At 51.0% G+C, this 19,518-nt stretch carries 18 protein-coding genes; 15 read left to right on the forward strand and 3 right to left on the reverse strand.

The window, feature by feature from the left end; genetic code table 11:
• Positions 1–104: 104 nt before the first annotated feature.
• Together JUB14_RS11370 and JUB14_RS11375 are read right to left on the reverse strand one after the other, a co-directional pair.
• Positions 105–1,154: a lactonase family protein gene (locus tag JUB14_RS11370; protein WP_229367749.1), complete on the reverse strand. Its 1,050-nt coding sequence runs from the start codon at positions 1,152–1,154 to the stop codon at positions 105–107.
• Positions 1,155–1,268: 114 nt separating this feature from the next.
• The gene (locus tag JUB14_RS11375; RefSeq protein WP_207506131.1) at positions 1,269–2,495 is read right to left on the reverse strand and encodes an ABC transporter permease; all 1,227 of its coding nucleotides are present in this window, start codon (positions 2,493–2,495) and stop codon (positions 1,269–1,271) included.
• Positions 2,496–2,578: 83 nt separating this feature from the next.
• Here JUB14_RS11375 and JUB14_RS11380 point away from each other — a divergent pair, with 83 nt between their 5' ends.
• From JUB14_RS11380 to kynU, 10 genes are all read left to right on the forward strand, one after another.
• Positions 2,579–2,917, forward strand: coding sequence for a tRNA-binding protein (locus JUB14_RS11380; protein ID WP_207506132.1), 339 nt, complete (start codon positions 2,579–2,581; stop codon positions 2,915–2,917).
• A 322-nt stretch (positions 2,918–3,239) separates the two neighbouring features.
• The gene (locus JUB14_RS11385; protein WP_207506134.1) at positions 3,240–5,474 is read left to right on the forward strand and encodes a heavy metal translocating P-type ATPase; all 2,235 of its coding nucleotides are present in this window, start codon (positions 3,240–3,242) and stop codon (positions 5,472–5,474) included.
• A 105-nt stretch (positions 5,475–5,579) separates the two neighbouring features.
• Complete coding sequence (locus JUB14_RS11390; RefSeq protein WP_207506135.1) at positions 5,580–5,786, forward strand: heavy-metal-associated domain-containing protein; 207 nt, start codon at positions 5,580–5,582, stop codon at positions 5,784–5,786.
• A 179-nt stretch (positions 5,787–5,965) separates the two neighbouring features.
• Positions 5,966–6,415, forward strand: a complete 450-nt coding sequence (locus tag JUB14_RS11395) for an HYC_CC_PP family protein (protein WP_207506137.1) — start codon at positions 5,966–5,968, stop codon at positions 6,413–6,415.
• Positions 6,416–6,532: 117 nt separating this feature from the next.
• On the forward strand, positions 6,533–8,758 hold the full coding sequence (locus JUB14_RS11400; protein WP_207506139.1) for a TonB-dependent receptor: 2,226 nt from the start codon (positions 6,533–6,535) through the stop codon (positions 8,756–8,758).
• Between the two features lie 5 nt (positions 8,759–8,763).
• Positions 8,764–9,330 (forward strand): helix-turn-helix transcriptional regulator, encoded by a 567-nt coding sequence (locus JUB14_RS11405; protein ID WP_207506141.1) that lies wholly within the window; start codon positions 8,764–8,766, stop codon positions 9,328–9,330.
• Between the two features lie 42 nt (positions 9,331–9,372).
• The gene (locus JUB14_RS11410) at positions 9,373–9,627 is read left to right on the forward strand and encodes a heavy metal-binding domain-containing protein (protein ID WP_207506142.1); all 255 of its coding nucleotides are present in this window, start codon (positions 9,373–9,375) and stop codon (positions 9,625–9,627) included.
• A gap of 58 nt (positions 9,628–9,685) precedes the next feature.
• Positions 9,686–10,045 carry a heavy-metal-associated domain-containing protein gene (locus tag JUB14_RS11415; protein WP_207506143.1) on the forward strand — a complete coding sequence of 120 codons (360 nt, stop codon included), beginning with the start codon at positions 9,686–9,688 and terminating at the stop codon, positions 10,043–10,045.
• Between the two features lie 371 nt (positions 10,046–10,416).
• A complete protein-coding gene (locus JUB14_RS11420; protein ID WP_207506144.1) occupies positions 10,417–11,823 on the forward strand; it encodes a hypothetical protein in 1,407 nt (468 codons plus the stop codon).
• Between the two features lie 103 nt (positions 11,824–11,926).
• Positions 11,927–13,204: a kynureninase gene (gene kynU, locus JUB14_RS11425; protein ID WP_207506145.1), complete on the forward strand. Its 1,278-nt coding sequence runs from the start codon at positions 11,927–11,929 to the stop codon at positions 13,202–13,204.
• A 169-nt stretch (positions 13,205–13,373) separates the two neighbouring features.
• Here the strand turns inward: kynU and JUB14_RS11430 are convergent, their stop codons facing one another.
• Positions 13,374–14,258 carry an alpha/beta fold hydrolase gene (locus tag JUB14_RS11430; RefSeq protein WP_207506146.1) on the reverse strand — a complete coding sequence of 295 codons (885 nt, stop codon included), beginning with the start codon at positions 14,256–14,258 and terminating at the stop codon, positions 13,374–13,376.
• A 512-nt stretch (positions 14,259–14,770) separates the two neighbouring features.
• On the opposite strand from JUB14_RS11430, the gene JUB14_RS11435 reads away from it, so the two are divergent.
• From JUB14_RS11435 to JUB14_RS11455, 5 genes are all read left to right on the forward strand, one after another.
• Complete coding sequence (locus tag JUB14_RS11435; RefSeq protein WP_207506148.1) at positions 14,771–15,184, forward strand: DUF2511 domain-containing protein; 414 nt, start codon at positions 14,771–14,773, stop codon at positions 15,182–15,184.
• A 243-nt stretch (positions 15,185–15,427) separates the two neighbouring features.
• A complete protein-coding gene (locus tag JUB14_RS11440) occupies positions 15,428–16,510 on the forward strand; it encodes a sensor histidine kinase (protein WP_207506150.1) in 1,083 nt (360 codons plus the stop codon).
• 12 nt (positions 16,511–16,522) lie between these two features.
• Entirely contained in the window at positions 16,523–17,314 is a 792-nt protein-coding gene (locus tag JUB14_RS11445) for a LytR/AlgR family response regulator transcription factor (RefSeq protein WP_207506152.1), read from the forward strand.
• Between the two features lie 235 nt (positions 17,315–17,549).
• Positions 17,550–18,158: a hypothetical protein gene (locus JUB14_RS11450; protein WP_207506154.1), complete on the forward strand. Its 609-nt coding sequence runs from the start codon at positions 17,550–17,552 to the stop codon at positions 18,156–18,158.
• A gap of 65 nt (positions 18,159–18,223) precedes the next feature.
• Positions 18,224–19,474, forward strand: coding sequence for a hypothetical protein (locus tag JUB14_RS11455; protein ID WP_207506156.1), 1,251 nt, complete (start codon positions 18,224–18,226; stop codon positions 19,472–19,474).
• The last annotated feature ends 44 nt before the right edge of the window (positions 19,475–19,518 follow it).

Consider the following 19,518-nt stretch of genomic DNA (forward strand, 5'->3'; position numbering starts at 1 on the left):
TACTCCTTAAATGGTAATAACCTGCCCCTCATACAGCAAAAGCCTCAGTGTAAGAACACTGAGGCTTTTGTAATGTTTAGTTATGACATGAACCCACTTTGGGCCTACTTCAGGAATTCAATACAGGTGGGGGTGTTGACCGATAGAGCCTTATCGCGGAACGTCATCTTGCCTGTTTTTTCATCCAGGCTATACACCGCCAGATCGTTGGTATTCATATTAGCCACGAGCATGTACTTGCCGCTGGGGTCAATGTTGAAGTCACGGGGTGTATCAATGGACTGCGTCACTTTGCCTACCTCTTCCAGTCCACCTTTGTCGGTAATCCGGTAGCCGGTGATGCCGTTGTAGCCGCGGTTGGATACGTACACAAAGTTGCCATTGGGGTGCAGGCGGATAGCCGCTCCCTTGTTGGATTCTTTGAAATCAGCCGGTAGAGAGTTGACCGTCTGGATGGGCTTGAGGACTCCCTTATCATCAATAGAAAAAGAAGTAACGATAGGCTCCATCTCGTGCAGGACAATCAGGTACTTGCCCGATGGATGCGCGACGATATGACGAGGACCGGCTCCGGGCTTAGACTCAAAGTACTTCTGGGCCGGGTTAGGTGTCAGTTTGCCTGAGTTGGCATCAACAACGTAGTTCATCACCCGGTCGGTACCCAGGTCAGCTACGTACAGGTACTTGCCGTTGGGGGTAGGTATGGCACTGTGCGCGTGGGGCTTTTCCTGGCGTGACTTATCGGGGCCGCTGCCGGTATACTGATCCGTCGCGGAAGCGGGCTCCAGCGTACCATCTTTCCTAACGGGATAGGCGGCTATGCTACCACCGGTATAGTTGGCCAGAAAAGCCATCTTACCCGAGGGATGTACGGATACGTGAGCCGGATTCTGCCCCTCCGACGACTGGCTATTGATTAGTTTTAGTTGTCCGTCAGTACCTACAGACAGCGAGACGATTTTATTCTCCTGCGTAACGGCAAACAAGGTTTTCTGATCGGGAGACAGGCTGATGTAGCCCGGGCCTTTTAATTCAGTGAAGGTACTTTTAGGGGTGATCTTCCCGGTTTTAAGATCCAGTTCACACAGGGTAATGGGCGAATCGCCCTCCTTGGCCAGTGAACCAATGTAGAAGAGTACCGTATCGTTTTTCATAGACCTAAAAGCAAGACTTGAAAAAAGAACTAAGGTAAGCGCCAAAAGTTTTTTCATAGTAGTTATGGATAGCTTCGATGGTATTATCTAGTTAAAACAATAGGTTCGCCTGATCTACTCCCTTCGGATGGCCTCTACCGGGTCCAGGCGGGCGGCCCGCAGGGCCGGATAGGTGCCAAATACTACCCCTACTACCACGGCTATGATGGAGATGGTCAGGAAGGTGTTCCAGGTATAGGCTGCCTGAAAGGGTACTTTGGTGACCGCTTTGATGATAGGAATCACCGCCATGGTACCTAATACGCCCAGTAACAGTCCCAGCAGGCTGCCAAAGGTAGAGATCGTCACGGACTCCGACAGGAACTGCAGCAGAATGTCGCGCTTCTTGGCTCCCACTGCCTTTCGTACGCCTATCTCAGAGGTACGCTCGGAGACTGAGATGAGCAGTACATTCATGACGCCAATACCCCCAACTACCACTGATATACCCACGATCAACCCCATCACAATACGGAATAGCAGAAATCCCTGCGCCGCCTGCTGTACCCTGAACTCATTGGTCATGATGCGGAAGTCTTCCTTGCCGTTGCGGACGTTCTTTTGCAGCCAGGCTTCGGTTTGCTCTTTCAGGGCCGTGACATCTTCCACGCGGGTTGCCTCTAGACCGTAGTCGACCCGCTGGGTTCGCAGCTCTGCCTCGGGAAACAGGGAAATGGGATAATAGATCTGCGCGGGGCGGGTTGTATCCGCTACCAGTACACCTACTATGGTTAATTCCTGGTCCTGCACCCGTAGCTTCTTACCGATCAGGGTAGCGGCCTTGCCCTTTCCTGCTGCTTTCCAGACAAATTTGGTATTCACTACGGCTACGGGTCGTTTCCGGGTAATGTCTTCCTGTGTGAATCGGTTACCAACCAGGATGGTACCGTTAGGTTCCAGAGCCGGAAGCGCGGCGCTCACGACGGTTCCTATACGGTGGGTGTCGCCTTGCATTGCTACCTCCATGCCCCGGGAGGTGACCATGTAGGGTTCGCTGGGTAGGGTGAGGGAGGCGTGTAGCTGGCCCAGTTGGGTGTAGGTCAGCCGGGGTATGGTATCTTTGGGCACCCGCACGTCATTGACCATCCTATCCGGCTGGGCTACGATAAAGATGCCTTTGAGCGAGGTAGTCCGGCTGATCTGCTCGTTGGCAAACTGCTCCATACCGTCGATCAGCGACAGGATACCTACCAGGGAGGCTACGCCAATAACAATACCAAGCACAGAGAGTACGGTATGAAAAAATCGGGAGCGGATATTCTGAATAGCTGACAGAAAGGAATTAAGGGTGTTCTTCCACATAAGCGGTTTCTTAAGGAGAGGGCTATTTTGTCTAATCTTCTTACATTTCCAACTTAATTGGTACGAACGCAACTATTTTATCCATGAATACCATCACCTGGGCTGATTTTGAGAAAGTAGACCTTCGGGTAGGTACTATCATTAAGGTGGAAGACTTCCCCAAAGCCCGCAAACCTTCTTACCAACTCCAGATAGACCTGGGGCCGGAGGTGGGGATCAAAGCCTCTTCTGCCCAGATTACTAAGCTGTATACAAAGGAGGAGCTGGTTGGTCGGCAGGTACTTTGTGTCGTGAACTTCCCGCCCCGGCAAATCGCCAACTTCTTCTCAGAGGTACTTACGACTGGTTTTGTGCTGCCCGACGGGGAGGTGGTGTTGACCCAGCCCGATCGGCCGGTGCCTAACGGGACAAGGTTGGCCTAATAAGTGTGATTTTTCCATACAATTAGACTCATTTCAACATTTTTGGATAATGCTGTCTTTTGCCCTCCTCCGCCGGGCGGGCGGCGCACTCCCCACGCCTCTGTTTTATTTTGCCCTGCGCAAGTCAGCCGCACAAATGGCAAAATAAAAAGGTCGGCTTAGGGGAGTGCTGAGAAAATTTGGTGGCTACCTTATACCAAAATCATGTAATTCTGGTCCATAATTGTGTAATACCTGGCGAACAGGTAGGTAGTACCTTTGTGTTGTCAGTAAGAGTAAAAACTGGCTGGCGAGTTTTACACAGTTAGTCATGGAGAGAATTATGGATACTACAACCAAACCAAATACTTTGAAAGTAACGCTGCCCGTGACGGGCATGACCTGTGCGGGTTGTTCTGCCAGCGTGGAATCCATGCTGAAGCATACCGCCGGTGTCGCCGACGCGGGGGTGAACTTTGCCAATCAGTCAGCCTGGGTGGAGTACGAGCCTTCGGAAGTATCGCTCCCTGAACTGGACAAGGTACTGCAGGGAGTAGGCTACGGACTTATACTAACCGCCGAGGAAGACGAGGCACTCGTTAAGCAGGAGGAGATTCAGCACGAGCGTTACAACACACTCAGGCAGCGCACCATCTGGACGGGGATACTTACGCTGCCAGTGGTAATTATTGGTATGTTCTTTATGGATATGCCCTACGGCAACTACATCATGCTGGCGTTTACCCTGCCGGTACTGGTAGTCCTGGGGCGTGACTTCTTCATCAATGCCTGGAAGCAGGCCAACCACGGCAAAGCCAACATGGATACTTTGGTGGCGCTGAGTACCGGAATCGCTTTCCTGTTCAGTACCTTCAATACTTTTTATCCCGAATTCTGGCATGCCCGCGGTCTACACCCACACGTGTACTTTGAAGCGGCGGCTATGATCGTCTTCTTCATTATGCTGGGAAAGCTGCTGGAAGAACGGGCCAAGGCCAATACATCGGATGCGCTGAAAAAGCTAATGGGCCTTCAGCCCAAGACGGTACGGGTAGTACGTCAGGGTGTAGAAAGTGAGATATCCGTTAAAGAAGTGCTGATGGGTGATGAGGTAGTGATCCGGTCGGGGGAGAAGATCCCGGTAGATGGTAAGGTCATCAGCGGACATTCCTACGTTGACGAAAGCCTTATGACCGGAGAACCGGTACCGGCCGAGAAGAAGACCGGAGAGCGGGTATTTGCCGGTACCATCAACCAGCAGGGGAGCTTTACCTTCATTGCCGAAAAAGTAGGAAAAGATACTGTCCTGTCACAGATTATCCGAACCGTGCAGGAAGCCCAGGGCAGCAAAGCCCCTGTCCAGCGCCTGGTGGATAAGATAGCCGGAATATTCGTACCCGTGGTATTAGGTATAGCCCTGCTGACCTTTGCGGTCTGGATGGTACTGGGTGGTGAAAATGCCCTTACCCACGCCTTATTGGCCTCCGTGTCAGTACTGGTTATTGCTTGTCCGTGTGCGCTGGGGCTGGCTACACCAACGGCCATTATGGTGGGAGTGGGTAAGGGAGCCGAGAACAATATCCTGATCCGCGATGCGGAGAGTCTGGAAAAAGCCTATGAAGTAAACGCTGTGATCCTGGACAAAACCGGTACCCTGACTCAGGGACACCCACAGGTAACAGGCTGGCACTGGCCGACAGGTCTGGACGCAGCAGAGCGTCATGCCGCCGCTATCCGGGCCATCGAAGCCCGCTCCGAGCATCCCCTGGCGCAGGCGGTAGTAGACTTTGCCGGCTCAGCGCAGGATGTAAAAGTAGAAGGTTTTAAGGCTGTGGTGGGACGCGGAGTACAGGCCGAGGTAGCCGGCGAAAGGTACCTGATCGGTACTCTCAACTTCCTTAAAGAAGAAGGAGTAACGCTAAGCCTTGAACTGGATGCTTTGGCCGAGCAGCACCTCCTGCAGGCCCAGACGGTGATCGGAGTAGGGTGGAAGGGGCAGCAGATCGCACTGATTGCCATTGCGGATCAGCTCAAAGAAACCTCCGCTGAAGCTGTCCGGAAATTGCAGGAGCAGGGGATAGAGGTGTACATGCTTACGGGAGATAATGCGCAGACTGCTGCCGCCGTGGCGAAGCAGGTAGGCATCAGCCAGTACCAGGCTGAAGTAAAGCCCGACGACAAGATGCAGTTTGTGATCAAGCTGCAGGCCGAGGGCAAAACCGTAGCCATGGTGGGCGATGGTATCAACGACTCGCAGGCACTGGCCCAGGCCGATGTAAGTGTAGCGATGGGCAAAGGCTCCGACATAGCCATGGACGTAGCCAAAATGACTCTGATCACGTCGGATCTGCTGACGCTGCCTAAGGCTTTAAAGCTCTCCCGCCGGACCGTACGTACCATCCGTCAGAACCTGTTCTGGGCCTTCATCTATAATCTGATCGGGATACCCATTGCGGCCGGTATACTGTACCCCATCAACGGATTCCTGCTCAACCCGATGATCGCCGGAGCGGCCATGGCACTCAGCTCAGTATCAGTAGTAACCAACAGTCTGCGCCTGCGCAACCAGAAGTTGTAGTACCTTAAAAGCCTCCCTCGTAGAGGCGCCCAATATTGTAGCCCATTATAACAAAAATAAATTTTCAACCATAAAGCCCCAGCGGGGCGATTGATCTTGTAGACTATGGAAACGTTAAAATTCAAAACCAATATCAAATGTGGAGGATGTGTAGCCGGAGTTACCCCTCACCTCAACGCCGATGAAGCGATCAAAAACTGGGAAGTAGACCTGCAGAGCCCTGAGCGCATCCTGACCGTTGAAACCGATAAGTCGGCCGAAGAAGTAGCCCAGGTGGTGAAGCAGGCCGGCTTTACAGCAGAACCTGTATAATAGTTCAAAGTGGTGAAGGAGGGGCAGTTAGTAGTGATCCTCCTTCACCTAAATAACCCTCCGATACCATTGTAATCTCATATTAATTGAGTAATTTCGTACAGAGGAGTTGATAGGAGTAGGGAAAGTACGAATAGTCTTGTCCTTGAATCAATAGCCTATACGGCTTACAGCTAATCATGAAAAAAGCGCTTTACAGATCCTTTACCGTATTTATGGCCTGCCTGGTGCTGCTATCCAGCACGGGATTCGGGCTGGTGGAGCATCATTGTATGATGCGTGGTAAGTCGCTACAGCTGATGGCCGTTGAGAGTAAGGGATTGTGTAAGAGCTGTGTGAAGAAGAACGTGAGCCATGTAAAGCCTCACGAAACCATCGTCAAAAAGGCTGATTGCTGCAAAGAGGAGCAGAAATACCAGAAGGTAGATTTTGTCTCTTCGTTCTCGCAATTGTTAGCCAAAATAAGCAAGTCCTTTGCTGAAGCACTCCTATTTGCGGTCAAAGCAGTCATTGTATCCATTGCTGACTGGCTCTTGCCTGCATCTACCATCAATGTTGTAGTCCATTCCTTTTCTTCCTTATTCTTTGGGCGAAGTATGCTTTCGTTCGTCCAGTCCTTTCTGATTTAGGCCGTTTATATAGAGTAACCAAGGTGAGTTGTAGATGTACGGGTATGTACTTTTACTACTCCATTACGTGTGGATCTAATCACACCGGATTTCCTATCAACAGACTTAAATAGCATCATGTATAGATATATTCTGGTAGGGCTACTGGCCCTGCTCGCAGGCGTGGCTGAAGCGCAGCGTGTCACCGGGACGGTATACGAGCAGCCATCAGCAGATACCGAAAAAACACCTTTAATCGGAGCCAGTGTATTCTGGGCCGGCACTACGCTGGGTACCAGTACCGACGCCTCCGGACAATTCTCCATTCCCCGCAGCGCGCAGTCCAATAAGCTGGTATTTAGCTTTGTGGGCTATGTCAATGACACCATCAGCATTGGAGCCGAAAGCGAAGTGGAGGCTATATTACGGAGTGAGCAAACGCTTAATGAGGTAGTGGTACAAGGCAATGCGACCACCGTCGACCGCCTCAATCCTATTCAGACCGAAATCATCACGACCCGGGCACTGGCTAAGGCTGCCTGCTGTAACCTGTCCGAGAGCTTTGAGACCAATGCCTCGGTATCCGTATCCTATGCGGATGCCGTAACGGGAGCCAAGCAGATCCAGATGCTGGGACTGAACGGGACCTACATCCAGACCAACGTTGAGAACATCCCGACCATCCGGGGACTGGCTACTACCTTCGGCCTCAACTACGTACCGGGTACCTGGGTACAGTCGATTGACATTGGTAAGGGAGCGGGCTCGGTGGTGAATGGTTATGAGTCCATGACAGGCCAGATCAACGTAGAGCTGCAGAAGCCCGATAGCCGTGAGAAGCTGTACTTCAATACCTACGTCAATAACTTCGGGCGGGCCGAGGTGAACCTCAACCTGGCCCACCAGCTCAACGATAAGTGGAGTACCGGCTTTCTGTCGCACGCCAGTACCCTGCGCAACCGCGTAGACAACAATGGCGACGGCTTCCTGGATCTGCCGCTGTATACGCAGTTCAACGGTATGAATCGCTGGAAGTACCAGAGTGAGCGGATGATGGCGCAGTTTGGTGTAAAAGGCCTGCACGAGAGCCGGCTAGGTGGACAGACTAATTTCCAGCCGGAGATGCGTGGGACGTACCGTTCATACGGGTATGGCTCTGACGTCAACCGTTTTGAGGTATTTTCCAAGGTAGCCAAGCTGTTCCCGGAGAAGCCTTACAAGGGGTTGGGGTTGATCATGAATGCATCCATGCACGATTCACGCTCCTACTTTGGTTTTACTAACTACGATGGCGTGCAGAAGACCCTGTACAGCAATCTGGTTTACCAGTCCATCATTGGCAATACCAACCACTCGTTCAAGACCGGCGCGAGCTATATGCTGGATGACTACAACGAGAAGTACCGCGATACTACCTTGGCTCGTACCGAGTCAGTACCGGGAGCTTTCTTTGAGTACACCTACAACAACCTGGACAAGTTTGTCGTGGTAGCGGGTTCACGGGTCGATTTTCATAATCTGTTCGGGACGCAGGTTACACCCCGTCTGCACCTCAAGTACAGCCTGAACCCCAATACTACGCTACGGGCTTCGGCCGGTAAAGGCTTCCGGGTGAGTAACCCGCTGGCCGAGTACTACGGCAACCTGGTGAGTTCGCGGGCGGTGGTGTTCCGGGAGCAGATCCGTCCGGAAGTGTCCTGGAACTACGGAGCCAGCCTGACGCAGGAGTTTGACCTGGGAGGCATGGATGGTAACTTCATCGTAGACTACTACCGTACTGACTTCCAGAACCAACTGGTGGCGGACTTTGAGCATCCCGGCTTTGCCTACTTCTACAATTTGCAGGATAAGGCCTTTGCTAACAGCTTCCAGGCCGAAGTAAACCTGACGCCCATTAAGCGCTTTGAGCTCAAACTGGCCTACCGCCTGTTCGATGTGAAGCAAACGATGGGTGAGCCCTACGGCGAGCAGGTACTACTGCCCCGCATGATGATCAGCCGCGACCGGGTCTTGTTTAACGCGGGCTATGCCCTGCCTTACGACAAGTGGAAGTTTGACCTGACGGTACAGTGGAATGGTAAACGCCGCATCCCGAACCTGGACCCCGGCTACGACCATACGACCTATGAGAATATGCCTACGGATATTGCCCCGGCTTTCTATAATGTCAATGCGCAGGTGACCCGTACCTTTCCGAAGTGGGACATCTATCTGGGAGGCGAGAATTTGAATAATTTCCGGCAGATGAATCCGATTATCGGTGCTAACGATCCGTTCGGCCAGCGCTTTGATGCCGGTATGGCCTGGGGACCCGTCGTAGGGCGTACTATCTACGTAGGAATACGTTACAAAATTATACGCTAAGCCACATGAAGCTACTCATCAAAAATATGGTCTGTGACCGCTGCCGACGGGTAGTGCGGGAGGAGCTGGAAGGGCTGGGACTGCGGGTGCAGGACGTAGCGCTGGGTGAGGTAGAGGTGGAGGGAGAACCCTCCGCCGAGAAGCTCCTGGAAGTAGAGGAAACCTTGAAGAAAAGCGGATTCGAACTCCTGAACGATCGTCGGTTGGCTCTTGTTGAATATATAAAGACCCTGGTTATCGAAGAAGTACAGCACCTCAAAGGCCAAAAGCCCGATACGATGAACTTCTCGGACTACCTGGCCGAAAAGACCGGTTACGAGTACTCCTACCTGAGTCATCTTTTTTCGACCGAAACGGGCACGACTATTGAGCAGTACCTGATCGCCCAGCGTATAGAGAAAGTAAAAGAGTGGCTGTCGTACGATGAACTGAGCGTCAGCGAAATGGCCTGGCGCCTGGGATACAGCAGTTCGGCTCACCTGGCCAACCAGTTCAAGAAGCTGACGGGACAAACGCCCGGACAGTATAAGAAGGGAGCCGTACTGGCACGTAAGACACTCGATCAAGTATAGAATAGTATAATCACTTAATACACGTAATCCTTTTAGAAGTAAATGAAAAAAGTCTTATTCCTGCTGTCGTTTGGTGCCTTGGTAGCCTGTTCAGGAAATAACGAAAGTACTACTGAAACTACCGATGCTCCCGCCGCTGTGGAGCAGGTAGCCGATGGCAAGCAGTTTGCCTGTCCGATGAAATGCGAAGGCGACAAAACCTACGCCGAGGCGGGTAAATGTCCGGTCTGCGAAATGGATCTGAAAGAAGTGGCCGCAGCCCATACCGAAGGGGACGATCATGATCACGCCCATTGAGCATTAAACCAATAGCTCTAACTAGTATCTAATTCATAAACCCAATAAACTGATACCCATGAAAGCAACCCTTTTTTCAATACTATTCGCCTTAGGCGTGACGTTTGGCTTTGCTCAGGCAGATGACAAGGAAAAAGTAGTAAAGGTGAAAACCTCGGCTATTTGTGAAATGTGTAAAGAGCGTCTGGAGCGTAATCTGGGTCTGTCGAAGGGAGTGAAAGAAGCCGACCTGAACCTGGATAACAAGGTTATGACGGTAAGGTATAACCCCAAGAAGACCGACGAAGCGTCTATTAAGTCTATCATTGTCAATACCGGCTATGATGCTGACGGGATGGTAGCCGATCAGAAGGCGCATGACAAGCTGCCTAAGTGCTGCCGTAAAACAGCAGCTCCTCACAGCGATATGAAGCACTAACAGTACAAAGCCGGATGGAACAGACTTTCATCCGGCTTTTATTTTTGCACTACTTACTTATTGCTCCTCCTTTCCGTACCTGTTTCTGATGATAGCCTTAGAGGGTAGAATCCCCACATCATGAGTAGCTATCAGATCAGGTGGTCCGAAATCTAGCCTGGACTCCCTCTCACAAATCTCTGTATTCTCATTTTATCCAATGACTTTGTCGGTCAATGGGTAAGGGAAGCTTTGTTTTGATCTGGCTGCTCTACCAGCCAGAGAGGTACTTACTGAACTAGCCGCATGGGCATAGTTATTTATCGCTTGGCTTGGTAGATCACTCAATGAGGGGAAGGAGAGACCACAACTCACATAATCACTAGCAAACCATGAAGAATCATTATTTAAATCTAGTAGCCATAGTTGCCGGTATACTGGCGGCCGGGCCAGCCATAGCTCAGCATGAACACCATCAGCAACCCACTCCCAAAGCCGATACCACTACTACTGACCACTCTATGCATAGGGGACACAACATGCATGGGGACGCAGGTATGCAAATGGGAGGAATGCGCCACATGACGCACGCATTTTCGCTCAGCCTGCCCATGACCCGTAACGGATCGGGTACCAGCTGGCAGCCCGACGCTACCCCTATGTACGCCTACATGCACCACGGCCGCAACTGGAACTACATGGTACACGGTAGCGTGTTCCTGCAGTACAACGGACAGAATATCAACAACAAAGGCCGCAAAGGCTCCGAAAGCGCCTTCAATGTACCTAACTGGGTGATGGGGATGGCCCAGCGGCAGGTGGGGCAGAATGGTCTGGTAACGGTCCGGAGCATGGTATCGCTAGACCGTGTATTTGATGGTGGGGCGGGCTATCCGCTCCTCTACCAGTCGGGCGAAACCTGGCAAGACCAGCCGCTCATCGACCGCCAGCACCCCCACGACTTTATTTCGGAGCTGGCCGTCGGATACACCCAGCGCTTTGGTCCTAAGGTGGATGCCTCCGTATATGTAGGGTACCCGGGTGAGCCCGCGCTGGGTCCCACGGCCTTTATGCACCGCATGTCAGCTTTTAATAATCCCAACGCTACCCTGGGACACCACTGGCAGGATGCTACCCACATTACCTTTGGGGTAGTGACGGCCGGGGTACGCTACGGTGATTTTAAGGTTGAGGCCTCCCGCTTTACCGGTCGTGAGCCCGACGAAAACCGCTTTGACTTTGACCGTCCCCGTTTTGATTCGTACAGCTATCGCTTAATGTATAACCCGACCGATAACTGGGCCTTCCAGGTGTCCCGTGGCTTTATCAGAAGCCCGGAGGTGTCACATCCCGATGAAGATGTACATCGGACCACCGCTTCGGCCCAGCACTCAGTACCGCTGTTGGGTAGTCCTTCCCGCTGGATCTCTTCCACGTTGGTATGGGGGCTCAATGATGCAGGACATGGACACGTCGAGCACTCGGCCCTGCTGGAATCAAACCTGCAGCTGGATAGGTGGGGAGTCTACGGACGCTATGAGTGGGTACAGAAATCACCCGAGGAACTGTTTATAGAAGCACCCGAAACTTTTCCCCATGATAAACTATTTCCGGTGTCGGGCCTGACGCTGGGAGTAACCCGACAGATCGCCAGCTTTGCCAACACGCTGCTCCAGCTGGGGGGACAGGCTACTTTCTACACTCAGGACGCTGCCCTGGAATCCTACTACGGTAAAAACCCGCTATCGGCCCAGGTGTATCTGCGCCTGACGCCCGGCCTGATGCGCATGGGTATGTAGTGGTTACAGTACCTGTTTTTAATCAGGAGCTACCCTAAACAACTGGGGTAGCTCCTGGTTTTTATATAGATTTGTCAGCACTCACCAGCCGATACAACCCGCCATGTACGATTACCAGAACACCCTCCAGTACGCCCAACAGCAAGACCAGACTGATCCGCTCAGCCCTTTTTGTGACCGGTTTCTGATTCCCCAAAGAGATGGCCTGCCCTTGACGTACCTGTGTGGTAATTCGCTGGGTCTCCAGCCTGTGGCGGCACGGGAGGCGCTGAACCGGGAGCTGGAAGTATGGCAGGGGCACGGCGTGGAAGGCTGGTTTGAAGGCGAGGAGCCCTGGCTGTACTACCATCGTTACTGCAAAGAGCCGCTGGCCAAGGTAGTAGGCGCGTTACCCTCGGAGGTATGCCCCATGAATAACCTGACGGTCAACCTGCACCTGATGCTGACGTCGTTTTACCGGCCTACGGCGGAGCGCTTAAAAGTACTTACTATAGCCAGCGATTTCCCGTCAGATCAGTATGCCCTGGAAACCCACCTGCGTACCCGTGGCTATAATCCTGAAGAAGCCCTCGTGGAAGTAAAGCCAAGAGAGGGGGAGTACACGCTGAGAACAGAGGATATCTTACAGGTTATAGACACGCATGCCGATTCGCTGGCGCTGGTGGTCATGAGCGGGCTGCACTACTACACGGGACAGGTACTGGATATGCCGGCTATCACCCACCAAGCGCATCGGTACCATATACCGGTAGGTTTTGATCTGGCGCACGCAGTGGGTAACTACCCTGTGCAGCTACACGACTGGGAGGTAGACTTTGCAGTGTGGTGTTCTTATAAATACCTCAATTCCGGTCCCGGCGGTGTGTCCGGTATCTTTGTGCACGAGAGGCACCATCAGGCTGGCCTGCCGCGGTTGGCGGGCTGGTGGGGCTACCAGGAGGAACGCCGTTTTGAAATGACCAAAGGTTTTGTACCCATGGCCGGTGCGGATGGCTGGCAGCTCAGCACGCCTACCATCCTGGCGCTGGCAGTACACCGGGCTTCACTGGCTATCTTTGAAGAAGCCGGTATGGAGAATTTGCGGGCAAAAAGCGAGCGTCTGACAGGGTACCTGGAATTTATACTGCGGGAGATCAACCATAAGTACGGTAACCCGGTTACAATGATGACTCCGGCTGGTGCCAGCGAGCGGGGCTGCCAGCTGTCGCTGCTGGTAGAGGAGCGGGGTAAGGTGCTTTTTGATGAACTGGTCCGGAATGGAATCATTGGTGACTGGCGGGAGCCCAATTGCATCCGGCTGGCTCCTACACCCCTGTACAATACCTTTGAGGAAGTATGGAGGGTAGGTCAGGTACTAGACCACTTTTATTCACAGAACTAAACAACTATTGCCAGAGCTATGAACAAGAAAGAGTGTCCGGGTTGCGCTATGAATATTGATGTGGAGGAAAGAATATGCCCTATCTGCAGCTACGAGTTTCCAAGACAGGCACCCTGGCTTCAGTGGGTAGCGGTACTTCTGGTGGTAGTAATGTTTTTAATTCTAGTCTTTATATAGCCAGGCCCCTGGCTTGTTCTACCACTTTCTCCGCAATAAATTCGGGATAATCTTCCTGCAGAAAATGCTTACTCTCTACCTGGTAGGCGGTAACCTTCGGAGCTGCCCGCAGAAATTCCTGCGCGTAGGTATCATAGTCCAGAAAGCGGTCATTCTTACCCCAGATTAGCTGGATTGGGTAAGGAGCTCCATGAATGGCTGAGTAGCACAAGCGGCTGAACTCCTCAGTCTGTTCAAAGTTTCGCATGATTTTCAGGAAAGCCTTACCACCATCTTCCCTCTTCAGCAGGTCCATGTAAGCACCCAGCTCCGCGTCGCGTATAGTATCGGTATCTTCTACCCCCGAGTATTTCATCATCAGGTTCCAGGTAGTGTAGTTCAGGGTAGCTAGCTCGGCTTCTCCCAGGACGGGTTTTTCAAAAGGACGCATCGGCAGCGGCTTCGTGAAATGCTGAATGTCCAGCATGGAATTAAGCACCGTGATCGACTGTACCCGCTCGGGATTTTGGGCCGCCAGCGCCATCCCGATGGGGGCACCTATGTCGTGTACTACCAGATGAAAGCTAGCGATACCGAGCTGGTCAAGTAGCTGCCGGCATACCCGCGCAAAGTTACTGAACAGGTACTCAAATGCTTCGGGGCGCGCCGACAAACCTAGTCCGGGCAGATCGGGGGCTACTGCCCGCATCCCTCTCCGGGCTATTTCACCGACTACTTTGCGATACAAAAAAGAGGACGTAGGTACACCATGTATACAAAATACAACCTCGCCCGTACCTTCGTCTCTATAGAAAATTTTATAATTGTCTACTGTAGTATACTTACCGGCGACTTCGTGAGCTCTGATGACTTTTTGTACACTTTCTTCTATATCCATAGCCCTTTTTATTTGTTAAATGTCTCATAAATAGCATGCTATGAGTAAATCTAAGAGATATTTGATACGCTTATAACGAATTGGGGAAAATGCTACCCTCAAAAGCAGGTATTAAAGTCCCAAAGGGGCAAAAATGGGATAAATGGGTAACCTCTGTACAGCGGATATGGCTTGCATACTCACTCAGGGCCCTAAAAGAGCTAAATTAGTGGTAAGGCATACTAAGCAAATAGTACTTTTAAAGGAGCCTTGCTCTCCTAATTTGGGTAAATATATCCACATGCTTCTGTTGCCCACTTTTCCTATTCCACAACTGTGGAATCCTGATGTTTTACTTTCATTCAACAGATATTAAAAAAATACAATTTGTTCTTAGAGCAACAGCAGGTTTGAAGATGTGATATTTAATATTTTTTTAATAGTGGGATTTATACAGCTCTGGCATGGATTTATAACCTCTGCTGTGGCTTTAAAACTTTTTTTACCATCCACAACTAATGTAAGAGTGCTCCATGAAGAAGATATCGTATCCCCTATTAATTGTACTGGTTGTGTGCTTAGGAGTAGGTGCAAACGATCTTATCAACGAACGAGCTCAACCCTTGAAGATCGAGGGAAAATGGTTACACAAAAAAGACTTTGGACAAATATGGCCCCTGGCAGTAGATAGCGTTCAGATGTGTTGCAAAGAAGGAAAGTATCTGTTCCTGCAGACACGCGACCGGATATTTGCTATCAATAAAGCCGCTGAAGTTTATGGGCGTGATAAGGGTTGGGAAGTGATTGACAAAATATGGGTGTTTGACCCCAATCGCCCCAGTAAGAAAATGGACCTGTCGGTCATTATTGATGAAGGAGTAAAACACTGTGAAAATAATCCGAATGTAAATCATCAGCATACTATAGCCTCTTACACAAGCTACTAACTTATTTTTTATGATGCAGTAGTCGTTTAATGGGTACATGTCAAGCCGGATCTCGTAGAGGTCCGGCTTACTTGTTAGGTACCGGTCCCAATGCATCCATAATTCCCGATAATTTCGGATATTTATCACCATTTTTTCTAACATTTCACTAACGCATTATCTCACTTCAATCATCGCATCCGGCAGCTCACACACGAACAGGTAGCAGCTTAGCGTATTACGGGGGACCTTTATACTACTAAAATGGCAAAGATCACGCATCACATCCGTATGCATTGGTTACGATTTCTTTCCCGCACCAAGTGGCAGTTTCTGCTTCTGGTACCCATATACGTTATATTATGCAGCTACTTTCTGGTAGGTGACCGTTACCTCTATGACCCAGTGGCGTTCATACTGTCAACCTCCCTTAACTTCGTCCTGGTGAGTAGTGTCTTTGTGTCTCTGGACTACCTGATCGAAGATATTACCCACCGATACCCTGACCTGAAACAGACCTTTACCCGCATTGTCATGACGCTCTGGGTTGTATGTACCATTACGCCTATGGCGGTGCTGGGGTCGGTATTTATCTATGACTACTTTCATCTGTTTGGCTATAGCTATAGCATCGAGTCACTCATCAAGCTGCTGCTCATGAACCTGGCGGCCAATCTGATCTCCATTGGTATTTACGAGAGTTTTTATTCGACGGACAAATGGAAAAAGAGTATGCTGGAAAAAGAGCAGCTCGAGAAGAGCAACCTGCAGAGCCAGCTGGATGGATTAAAAAGTCAGGTGAATCCGCACTTCCTGTTCAACTCCCTGAACTCGCTTTCGTCGCTCATCGCGGATGAACCCGAAAAGGCCGAGCGGTTCGTGGATGAAATGTCGAAGGTGTACCGCTACCTGTTGCAGACCAACGAAGCCGAGCTGACACCCCTGTCTACTGAGCTGCAGTTTATCCAGTCGTACATTCACCTGCTGACTACCCGCTACGGCAGGGGAATATCCGTAAACATTGATATTGAGGAAGGCCTGAAGCAGTGCTACCTGCCGCCACTCACGCTGCAGCTACTGGTGGAGAATGCGGTAAAGCATAACATCACGCTGACCAGTAAGCCGCTCCATATCGAAATAAAGACTACCCCGGAAGGAAAGCTCATCGTCAGGAATAACCTGCAGAAGCGCATTGTACGGGTGCAGTCCAATCAGGTAGGCCTGAGCAATATATCGTCCAAGTATAAGCTACTGGCCCAGCGGCAGACCGATGTCTCAGATATTAATATAGAGGAAACCTCAGAATTTTTTACAGTAACGCTACCCCTTTTTAACCAACACAACTAAGTATAGATTACCATGAAGGCACTCATAGTGGAAGATGAAGAACTGGCCGTCCGGAAGCTGAAAAAGCTGATCATGGAGGTGGATGAGTCCATTGATATACTGGCCGCAACGGCCGGGATTGATGAAACCGTGGACTGGCTGAACAGCTACCAGTCACAGGGTAACCCTCCGCCGGACCTGATCTTTATGGACATCGAACTGGCCGACGGACAGAGTTTCGAAATCTTTGACCGGACCCATATTGCCAGCACGGTCATCTTTACAACCTCTTACGATGAGTACGCCCTGCAGGCCTTCAAGGTTAATAGTATAGACTACCTGCTCAAGCCCATACAGCGTGAGGATCTGGCCCGTAGCCTGAAGAAGTTTACCGACCTGCGCGGAAAAGCGGCCTCGGGAGCCGCCACGCCCACTATCAATCTGGAGAAGCTACTCCAGGAGTTACAGGGTAAGTCGTCCAAGGAGTACCGGAAGCGATTTCTGGTCAGTCAGGGACAGCGTATGGTATCTATTGAGGTCAAGGACATCGCCTACTTCTATACCGAAGATCGCTTTGCGTTTTTCAGAACTTATACTAACCAGAAGTACCTGATTGACTATACGCTGGATGAACTGGAAAAGGCCCTGGAGCCGGATCAGTTTTACCGGATCAACCGGGGCATCATGGTATCCCACCAGTCGGTACACCAGATTCATCCGTACTTTGGCAACCGCCTGTCGCTGGTACTGAATCCGTCCATTGATAAGGAAGCGCTCGTGAGCCGCGAAAAAGTATCGGACTTCAAAATATGGATGGGTAAGTAGCAGCACACAGCCCGCTTACTTATTATTAAGCCTCACATCCGACCCGGTGTGGGGCTTTTTTGTGCCGTGGGGGCTTCACACGGATGTACGGTTCATCCCTTATTTATGACAGATGATATGGCCTTTTGGCTAGTTGGTAATTCAGTACTGGTATTCGGCCCTCAAATAGCTCAATTTAGTGTCCGAAATCAAGTAACCAATCTAATCCTTACTATTAATTCATCTTCAGTCAGCCATGAAAAAAAGTAATGTAACAGGCCCAGGCCTACTGCGTACCTTCAGTCGATTCCTATTTGTTGCCACTCTTTCCCTATCCGCCACTCTATATTCCTGCGAAGGCCCTCAGGGCGAAATAGGTCCTCAGGGTCCTACGGGACAGTCAGGTACCCAAGGCCCCAAAGGGGACAAAGGAGATAAGGGAGACAAAGGCGAAGCCGGCGAATCGGCCGGTGCTATCCAATTCTCAATGGGGCCATCTACCTCTACCGAATGGGGATCTTTCATAGATACCACGGCTATCACCTACAAAAACCTGGCGGCGGTTGAGAAAGGGCTGGTACAGGCCTACGTTAAGACCCGGAATGTGTGGTTTCCGATACCAAGTAAGATTAGAATCCCGACAGAGAGGGACGGTAATGGAGTCATCAGAGATGTGCTGTTTGCCTATCGGATACAGGATGGTCGTATGATCAGTACGGTGCATGTATTCGAAGGGGGAGGGGAGAAGTACTTACTGCAGGATATCCGGGTGGTGATCGTACCGGCTCAGAACGCCCGCCTGCATGCGGATCTGGACCTGAGCAACTACGAGGAAGTTCGCAAAGCGTATAACCTGCCCGAATAGTCGATCGCAGTAACGACCTGCTCTACACCAGACGTTAACCTTTATCAAGAGTACATAATATAGCCATGAAACCATTTAATTTATCCGTTCTCACACTGGGGCTCTTCCTGAGCCTGTTTAGCTGTAACCCCGATCATGAGGGTCAGGGGCCAGATCCGGTTGAACAAGTCGGAAAGCCTACCGAAGTAGGAGCCCCGCAGGGGCAGGCCATCAGCAAACTCATCGGCCCGCAGGGAGGTACCCTCGCCACTGCCGATGGCCTGGTTGAGCTGACCATACCGGCCGGAGCCCTGGCGCAGGAAACGAACATCTCCATCCAGCCTATCCATAACCATACCCCCAACGGCGTAGGTACCTCGTACCGCTTCATGCCCGACGGGCAGCAGTTTGCCAAGCCTGCTACGCTGAAGTTGAAGTACACTGACGCGGAGGTAGCCGACAGTGCTCCTGAGGCGCTGGGTATAGCTTACCAGCGTACAGACAAGGTATGGTACAACGTGCCGGGCAAGAGCCTGGACAAGCAGAAGAAGGAGGTAACCGTACCCATGCCACACTTCAGCGACTGGAGCCTCTTCGAAAACTTCAGGTTAGTTACTTCGACCGGCAAGCCCCTGCTATCCTATGGCGAATCGGTAACCATGCAGATCATGGAACTGGCACCGCTGACGGAGACGAAGGAGGAGCCGCTGATTCAGAAAACCAGCGGAGCCAACAACGGACTCAAATGGTCGCTAATCGGAGGTGGTACTCTGAAGCCTTCGGGTGCAGAGGCTACGTATACAGCGCCACGTAGTGCTTCTAATCCTAATCCGGTAACGATATCCGTAGAGATTAACTTCCAGAATAATCCCACCAAACTCATCCTGGTTAAGCAGCTCTACATTGGCAGTGGACTTATTAAGGTAAATTTCCTCGGTAAAGAGTATGTATTCAATAAGGGAGCGTTCCTGTTTGACGATGAGGAGGGGCTGTCTTATATAGCGGGTACAACGGACGATATACTTTTTAGTATAGATTTCGAAAACGGTCGAAAGGGCGCTTTCCCCTTCCATGACGTGTCAGAACCCGGAAAAGCCAAAATCACTTTCCAGTTTTTGCACGGGGATGAATACGACAGCGGACACGACAACTGTGACGGCAAGGATATGATTGCCAGCGGGCAAGTGGTATTCGAAGAGTTTGAAAGGGGCCAATATGCCATAGGTACCATCTCCGGCAACCTGATTAACTCCCGGTCCGAATGTACCATTGCAGGCCCCTCTATTAGTGGAATATTCTATGTACCGTCCTTCCTGGTACTTATGCCCGGTGATTAACGGCTCCTGAACTTCAAATAATTTCTTATGAGCAGGTGATTCAG

It is taken from the genome of Telluribacter humicola (assembly GCF_017355935.1).
Taxonomy (GTDB): domain Bacteria; phylum Bacteroidota; class Bacteroidia; order Cytophagales; family Spirosomataceae; genus Telluribacter; species Telluribacter humicola.

Coding starts and splice junctions, on each gene's coding strand:
- JUB14_RS11380 (WP_207506132.1), top strand. CDS start 2,579: ATGAATACCATCACCTGGGCTGATTTTGAGAAAGTAGACCTTCGGGTA.
- JUB14_RS11430 (WP_207506146.1), bottom strand. CDS start 14,258: ATGGATATAGAAGAAAGTGTACAAAAAGTCATCAGAGCTCACGAAGTC.
- JUB14_RS11385 (WP_207506134.1), top strand. CDS start 3,240: ATGGATACTACAACCAAACCAAATACTTTGAAAGTAACGCTGCCCGTG.
- kynU (WP_207506145.1), top strand. CDS start 11,927: ATGTACGATTACCAGAACACCCTCCAGTACGCCCAACAGCAAGACCAG.
- JUB14_RS11450 (WP_207506154.1), top strand. CDS start 17,550: ATGAAAAAAAGTAATGTAACAGGCCCAGGCCTACTGCGTACCTTCAGT.
- JUB14_RS11415 (WP_207506143.1), top strand. CDS start 9,686: ATGAAAGCAACCCTTTTTTCAATACTATTCGCCTTAGGCGTGACGTTT.
- JUB14_RS11400 (WP_207506139.1), top strand. CDS start 6,533: ATGTATAGATATATTCTGGTAGGGCTACTGGCCCTGCTCGCAGGCGTG.
- JUB14_RS11395 (WP_207506137.1), top strand. CDS start 5,966: ATGAAAAAAGCGCTTTACAGATCCTTTACCGTATTTATGGCCTGCCTG.
- JUB14_RS11375 (WP_207506131.1), bottom strand. CDS start 2,495: ATGTGGAAGAACACCCTTAATTCCTTTCTGTCAGCTATTCAGAATATC.
- JUB14_RS11410 (WP_207506142.1), top strand. CDS start 9,373: ATGAAAAAAGTCTTATTCCTGCTGTCGTTTGGTGCCTTGGTAGCCTGT.
- JUB14_RS11420 (WP_207506144.1), top strand. CDS start 10,417: ATGAAGAATCATTATTTAAATCTAGTAGCCATAGTTGCCGGTATACTG.
- JUB14_RS11435 (WP_207506148.1), top strand. CDS start 14,771: ATGAAGAAGATATCGTATCCCCTATTAATTGTACTGGTTGTGTGCTTA.
- JUB14_RS11440 (WP_207506150.1), top strand. CDS start 15,428: ATGGCAAAGATCACGCATCACATCCGTATGCATTGGTTACGATTTCTT.
- JUB14_RS11455 (WP_207506156.1), top strand. CDS start 18,224: ATGAAACCATTTAATTTATCCGTTCTCACACTGGGGCTCTTCCTGAGC.
- JUB14_RS11445 (WP_207506152.1), top strand. CDS start 16,523: ATGAAGGCACTCATAGTGGAAGATGAAGAACTGGCCGTCCGGAAGCTG.
- JUB14_RS11370 (WP_229367749.1), bottom strand. CDS start 1,154: ATGAAAAACGATACGGTACTCTTCTACATTGGTTCACTGGCCAAGGAG.
- JUB14_RS11390 (WP_207506135.1), top strand. CDS start 5,580: ATGGAAACGTTAAAATTCAAAACCAATATCAAATGTGGAGGATGTGTA.
- JUB14_RS11405 (WP_207506141.1), top strand. CDS start 8,764: ATGAAGCTACTCATCAAAAATATGGTCTGTGACCGCTGCCGACGGGTA.